This is a genomic window from Kitasatospora sp. NPDC038210 (assembly GCF_055600605.1).
This window is the reverse complement of the sequence record NZ_JBVJYK010000003.1, coordinates 49,642-55,641: the sequence shown is the minus strand read 5'-3', so window position 1 is coordinate 55,641 and position 6,000 is coordinate 49,642. Positions and strand designations below refer to the sequence as shown.

The following is a 6,000-nucleotide window of genomic DNA, read 5'->3' as shown; positions in this document are numbered from 1 at the left end:
CCTCCCTCTGTTGGAGATTGGGGAGACCCCCAATTGCCTTGGGGGGGGGGTGGGGGACCGCTTGCCCGGGTGGTTGCGGGCTTCCCCAAAGAACGGGTGGGGGGGTTGGGGGTGGGGGGCCGGGCCAGTTTCCCCCCTTCCCCCGGCGCGGGGGTGCGGCCCGCCCTGACTGCGGGAGGGCGGGCCGCACGTTTCCGGGCCGGCCGGGCCGGCGGCGCGTCCGGGGTGACGCCTTGCCGGTCCGGCCGGGGCCGGCCGGGTGGACGGTGGGCACGGGGGAGCCGACCGGCCACCCGGGGTCTTCGGGTGGTACTGCTTCCTGCTGTCCCGCGGGTGGTGGTGCGTCCCGCGGGTGGTGCGATCCGGGTGGGCGGCGAGCCCGGGGGGAGTCGCTCGCCGCTCACCCGGAGTTCTCGGGGTTACCTCTCGGTGTTCTGGCCGTCGGCGTGACCGGGCTTGCTCGCCCGGACGTCGGGTACCAGGGGTGTGGCGGGCACGGCCGGTACGGTCACGCCGCCCTTGCCGGGCTTGACGACGCCGCCGGTGTCCTCACCGTTGCTGCCGCCGTTGGCGTTGCCGCCCCCGCCGTTCCTGCCGTCGGTGCTGCCCTTGCCGGTGCCGGGCGCGGCGCCGGTCCTGGCGGGGTCGCGCGGCTGCGCGCCGGTGCCCTGGTGGTCGTCGTCCCCCGCGCCGGCGCAGAAGTCCGCCACCCGGTCCGCGCCCCCGGCCGCCGCGACCAGCGGGCCGTAGACCGGATCGGTGACCAGCTGGGCCTGGCGCTCGCCCTTGGCCATCCGGTCGGCGAAGCTCCGGCACGGGCCGAGCAGCGCGGGCGGGACGACGGGACGGTCGCCGCGGCCCTCGGCCGACGGGGTGCCGGGGGTCGGGCTGCCGGACGGGGCGACCGTCTGCTGGCCCGCGGAGGCACCGCCGGACGGACGGGCCGACCCGGCCCCCGGGGCGAACGGGGCAGCGCCGGGCGAACCGGCGGCCGACGCACTGCCGGAAGCGCCCTGGGCCCCGAGCGTGTGCTCCGGTTCGCCGAGGCCGCCCAGCGCGGACGACAGGTTGCCGGTGCCGGCGGCGACCGCGACCCCGCACAGCGCGGTGGCGCCGAGCACGACGGCAGCAGCCTTCGTGCTGAAGGCCCTGGCCAGCGCGGCGGTTGCCATCGATCGTCTCCGGACTGGGGTCACTACGGGTGCGGGCGTGAGACTCGCCTCCCGGAACGCGGCCAGCGCGGCCTCCTCCCCGGCCAGTTCGCCGACCGTCGCGGGAGCGGCGGCCGCGGCGAGCACCCGGGCGAGCTGCCCGGGGTCTCCGTCCGGTCCGGTGAGCGAGGCGCCCTGCCCGGCCGACGGGGCGGCCACGGCACCGCCGAGCAGTTGCTCGGCGGTATCACGGTCGATCCGACGGGATCGGTTGGTGCTCATCTCATGTCCTTCAGCGTCGCGGCCCGGCGTTCTGTCACACCCTGCGGAGAATTTTTTTTCGGCGGTTTCCCCGCGGGTTGCGCGGAGGCCTTGCCGGCGCTCCCTCCGGCGGTCCCGCCGGGGGCCGGATCCCGGTCCCCCGGCCACGCGGCCGGGATCCCGTCACCGGACGCGTAGGGCTGCTCCAGCAGCTTGGCCAGCCGGCGCAGCCCCCGGTGGGCGGCCATCCGGACACTGCCGGCCCGCTTGCCGAGCACCCGGGCGGCGCTCTCCGCGTCCAGCTCCATGACCACCCGCAGCAGGACCGCCTCGGCCTGGTCACGGGGCAACCGGGAGATCAGTGCCAGCGCGTCGGCGGTACCGACCGTGGTCAGCGCGGCGCCCGCGGTGTCGTCCCCGGCCGCCAGCTCGACGAGGTACTCGAAGGGCAGGTCGGCGACCGGACGGCGGCGGCGGGCGCGCAGGTGGTCGAGCGCCCGGTGGCGGGCGATCGTGGCGGCCCAGCCGCGGAAGCCGTCCCCGTCGCCGGAGAAGCCGTGCAGGTCGCGGGCGATCTGCAGCCAGGCCTCCGAGGCGATGTCCTCGGCGTCCTGCATGTCCTCAGGCCGGCCGCCGACCAGCACCCGCAGGTAGCGCAGCAGGCCGGGCTGGACGGTCCGGAACAGCAGCCGGAACGCCTCCTCGTCCCCGCCCTGCGCGGCTCGGACCGCCTCGGTCAGATCGATGGGAGCGGCGACCGGTCCCGGGGGTGGGCCGGTGGTCGGTACTGGTCCGGACCGGCCGACGCGGCTGCCGGTGCCCGCTCCGGGGCGCTCTGCACTCTGCACCCGCCACATGATGCGCCATTCCGACGATCAGGTCGGCTTCGACCGAAGGACCGGACCACCCAGGGGCCGGGCCCCCGCGCGCTGCCGCCCTTCGTCCGCCGCCCCTTCGGGCCTGCCCTGAAAGTGTCATCCGTGGACGAATCAGTCCGGCCTGCCGCCGCGTCCGGGGGCGGGGCGCCGGAAGCCCGGTCCGGCCACGCGCCCCCGCGTGCTGCGACCCGCCCGCCGGGATCCGCCCGCAGCGATCCGCCGCCGGGATCCGCCGCCGGGATCCGAGGTGCCCCGCCGCCGACCGGGCGCCGCCCGACTTCGACCCCGGACCGGCCCGCCGCGCCCGACCCGACGGCCGCCGCCCGGCACGCCGGGGACGAGCGCTTCGACACCGTCCGCCGCCCGGCCCCGTGCGCCACGAGCCGTGGACCTCCCCCGGGGTCGGCCGGAAGAACCGCAGGTGGGGCGGGGTGTCACGGCGCGCATCATGACAACTGTCACGCGGATCCCGCAACGGACGGCACTGCTCCGACGGAGGGTCGGACGGAAAGACTGGAGGCACGACGCGGGCAGCAGCCCGCGGCCACCAGCCGGGGAGGAACCCACCGTGAGCCAGACCGTCAGCGCCGCCGCCGTCACCGTCGCAGCTCCCGCGCAGGCCACCACCGCCGGCTCCGCCCAGGCCGAGGCCCCCAACCCGCTGGCCTCCGGCCTCCGCCCGCTGGCGCTCGACGTCGCCGCGCCGCTGGCCGGCTACTACCTGCTGCACTCGGCCTGCGGCCTGAGCGAGTTCGCCGCGCTGGCCTGGAGCAGTGCCTTCCCGGCTGCCCGCACCGTCGTCGGCCTGCTGCGCGAGCGCAAGCTCAACCTGTGGGCCACGCTGATGCTGACCGTCAACCTGGCGGGCCTGGCACTGACCTTCGTCACCGGCGACGCCCGGCTGATGATCGCCAAGGACGGCGGCCTGAGCGGCACCGTGGCACTCGCGATCCTGGTCTCCGCGCTGATCGGCAGGCCGGTGATGAGCCCGGTGCTGATGCCCTTCGTCACCAAGGGCAAGCGGGACCGCTCCGCCGCCTGGCAGCGGCTGGCCGAGGGCCGGGCGGCCGCGTCGCGGTCCTTCCGCCGCCACGAGCGCCTGTTCTCGGCCATCTGGGGCACCGCCCTGCTGGCCGAGTGCGCGGCCCGGGTGGTCGGCGCCTTCACCCTGCCGGTGTCGACCATGGCCTGGCTGTCCACCGTGTTCCTGATCGGCGCGATCGTGGCCGGTTCGATGCTCGGCCAGATCGCCGTCGAGCCGATGGAGAAGCTGGTCGGCGCCGAGGCCGAGGCCCCGACCGCCGACTGAGCACCGCCCCGACCGGCACGTGAACAAACGGTTCCGGGCGCTCGAACGGCCAGGAACCATCCGGATCCCCCGGGAGTCCTTACATAACGAGGGGGTAACGGGACCCCCGACGAGGAAACGGGGAGCCCCATGCACCGGACGACGGACGCGCTGACCACCATCGAGGACCGCACCCTCGTCTGGGACGGCTGCCTGAACGTCCGCGACCTGGGCGGGCTGCCCACCGCCTCCGGCCGGCTCACCGCCCGCCGCGCGATCGTCCGGGCGGACAACCTGGACCGCCTCACCGCCGAAGGCTGGGACGCCCTCCTCGACCACGGCGTCCGCACCGTGATCGACCTGCGCAACACCGAGGAGTACAAGCCGCTCCTCCCGCTCCCCGACGGCGTCGACCTGATCCGGGTCCCGCTGGACGAGCTCGCCGGCCCCGCCTGGTGGGAGGCCCACGGCCGGCTGGACGGCACCCCGCTCGCGCTCCGCCCGTACCTGGACCACTGCCCGCACGCCGCCGCCGCGCTGATCGCCGCGATCGCCGGCGCCCGCCCCGGAGGCGTGGTCGTGCACTGCGGCGCCGGCCGTGACCGCACCGGCCTCGCCGCCCTGCTGCTGCTCGCCCTGGCCGGGGTCGACCGGGCCGCGATCGCGGAGGACTACCTGCAGAGCGCCCCCAACGTCCGCCCGCTGTACGGGATGCTGGGCCTGCCCGACCCGTACCGCCGGATCGACGCGGTGCTCGCCGAGGCCGGGACCACCGCCGAGGCCGCCCTGGGGGCCGCGCTCGACGGGTTCGACCCGGCCGGCTACCTGCTCGCCGCGGGCGTCACGCCCGCCCGGATCGCCGCCGTCCGCGGTCGGCTGCTGCCCGCCGCGTAGGACGGTCGCCGAAGCCGCACCGAGCGGGCCTCCGGGACCTCCCAATCAATCGTCAACCGATGGTTGACGTCCTCCGATCGACAACCTACGGTTGACGCATGGAGAATCCCGTTGTTCCCAACACCACTCCGCTGCGCCTCGACGACCTGATCGCGGCGATCAAGAAGGTCCACACCGACGCGCTGGACCAGCTCTCCGACGCGGTCATCGCCGCGGACCACCTCGGCGAACTCGCCGACCACCTGATCGGCCACTTCGTCGACCAGGCCCGCCGCTCCGGCGCCTCCTGGACCGACATCGGCCGCAGCATGGGCGTCAGCAAGCAGGCCGCCCAGAAGCGCTTCGTCCCCAAGGACCCGGCCACCCCCGACGACCTCGACCCCAGCCAGGGCTTCAGCCGCTTCACCCCCCGGGCCCGCAGCGTCGTGGTCGCCTCCCAGGAGGAGGCCCGGAAGGCGGCCAACGCCGAGATCACCACGGCGCACCTGCTGCTCGGCCTGCTCGCCGAGCCCGAGGGCATCGGGATGAAGGCGCTCGCCGCCCAGGGCGTCACCCCCGAGGCCCTGCGGGCGGCGGCCACCGCCGCCCTGCCGGCCGCCGCCGCCGAGCTGCCCGCACTGATCCCGTTCGACGCGGGGAGCAAGAAGGTGCTGGAGCTGACCTTCCGCGAGGCGCTCAGGCTCGGCCACAACTACGTCGGCACCGAGCACGTCCTGCTGGCACTGCTGGAGCAGGACAACGGGCAGGACGTCCTCACCTCGCTCGGCGTGGACAAGTCCGAGGCGGAGACCTTCGTCTCGGAGGCCATCGCCGCCCTCGTCGCCGCCCGGAACACCGAGTCCGAGCAGCAGGGCTGAGGACCCGGCGCCGCACCCCGGGCGGAACTCCCGACCGGGGCGCGGCACTTCCTCCCGGAAACCGGATCAGGCCGGAACCCGGATCAGGTCAGAAACCGGAGACGTTGGTGGTGACGATCCGGACCCGGCCGTCCTCGGCCGCCTCCAGGGCCGCCCGCAGCCGGGCCGAGCGGGCGGGGCCGAGCAGCTCCAACGCCTCCTCGACCGGGGCCCAGCGGTGGTCGTCCAGCTCACCGGCCGGGACGGTCACGGGGGTGCCGTCCGGGACGGTGCCGAAGTCGAACATGAAGTGCTCCGCGGGGTGGTCGAGTTCGCCCGACGGGTGGGTCCAGGAGATGGCCAGCAGCTCCCCGGCCTCCCCGACGATCCCGGTCTCCTCCTCCAACTCCCGTACGGCGCACTCGACCGGGCCCTCGCCGAGGTCGATCGTGCCGCCCGGGAACTGCCAGTGCTCGCGGTACCCGGCCTTCACGATCAGGACCCGGCCGGACTCGTCCCGCAGCAGGCAGCCCGCCGCCGCGTAGATCCTGGGCAGGGACGCCAGCCATTCCTCGCGGGACTTCAAGGGCTCTGTCGTCACGGTGGTCCTCCTGGGGCGCGTGGATTCGGCGACCCCACTCTGCCACCGGATTTCGGGCCGGACCGATGAGTCGGCGCCCTCACGCCGGTCC

At 75.4% G+C, this 6,000-nt stretch carries 6 protein-coding genes; 3 read left to right on the top strand and 3 right to left on the bottom strand.

Annotated features, from left to right (window positions below):
* Nucleotides 1-419: 419 nt before the first annotated feature.
* Together ACZ7KX_RS06685 and ACZ7KX_RS06680 are read right to left on the bottom strand one after the other, a co-directional pair.
* A complete protein-coding gene (locus ACZ7KX_RS06685; RefSeq protein WP_470325612.1) occupies nt 420-1,433 on the bottom strand; it encodes a hypothetical protein in 1,014 nt (337 codons plus the stop codon).
* Complete coding sequence (locus ACZ7KX_RS06680; RefSeq protein WP_470325611.1) at nt 1,430-2,269, bottom strand: RNA polymerase sigma factor; 840 nt, start codon at nt 2,267-2,269, stop codon at nt 1,430-1,432. Before ACZ7KX_RS06680 ends, ACZ7KX_RS06685 begins: the two co-directional genes overlap by 4 nt.
* 589 nt (nt 2,270-2,858) lie before the next feature.
* Here ACZ7KX_RS06680 and ACZ7KX_RS06675 point away from each other — a divergent pair.
* From ACZ7KX_RS06675 to ACZ7KX_RS06665, 3 genes are all read left to right on the top strand, one after another.
* Nucleotides 2,859-3,599 carry a VC0807 family protein gene (locus ACZ7KX_RS06675; protein ID WP_470325610.1) on the top strand — a complete coding sequence of 247 codons (741 nt, stop codon included), beginning with the start codon at nt 2,859-2,861 and terminating at the stop codon, nt 3,597-3,599.
* A 129-nt stretch (nt 3,600-3,728) separates the two neighbouring features.
* The gene (locus tag ACZ7KX_RS06670; RefSeq protein WP_470325609.1) at nt 3,729-4,472 is read left to right on the top strand and encodes a tyrosine-protein phosphatase; all 744 of its coding nucleotides are present in this window, start codon (nt 3,729-3,731) and stop codon (nt 4,470-4,472) included.
* Nucleotides 4,473-4,570: 98 nt separating this feature from the next.
* Complete coding sequence (locus ACZ7KX_RS06665; RefSeq protein WP_470325608.1) at nt 4,571-5,329, top strand: Clp protease N-terminal domain-containing protein; 759 nt, start codon at nt 4,571-4,573, stop codon at nt 5,327-5,329.
* Nucleotides 5,330-5,417: 88 nt separating this feature from the next.
* On the opposite strand, the gene ACZ7KX_RS06660 is transcribed toward ACZ7KX_RS06665, so the two are convergent.
* Nucleotides 5,418-5,909: an NUDIX hydrolase gene (locus tag ACZ7KX_RS06660; protein ID WP_350519845.1), complete on the bottom strand. Its 492-nt coding sequence runs from the start codon at nt 5,907-5,909 to the stop codon at nt 5,418-5,420.
* Nucleotides 5,910-6,000 lie beyond the last annotated feature (91 nt).

What these genes read in the sequence shown, in the direction of transcription:
- ACZ7KX_RS06685 (WP_470325612.1), bottom strand. Translation starts at nt 1,433, where the DNA reads ATGAGCACCAACCGATCCCGTCGGATCGACCGTGATACCGCCGAGCAA.
- ACZ7KX_RS06680 (WP_470325611.1), bottom strand. Translation starts at nt 2,269, where the DNA reads ATGTGGCGGGTGCAGAGTGCAGAGCGCCCCGGAGCGGGCACCGGCAGC.
- ACZ7KX_RS06670 (WP_470325609.1), top strand. Translation starts at nt 3,729, where the DNA reads ATGCACCGGACGACGGACGCGCTGACCACCATCGAGGACCGCACCCTC.
- ACZ7KX_RS06665 (WP_470325608.1), top strand. Translation starts at nt 4,571, where the DNA reads ATGGAGAATCCCGTTGTTCCCAACACCACTCCGCTGCGCCTCGACGAC.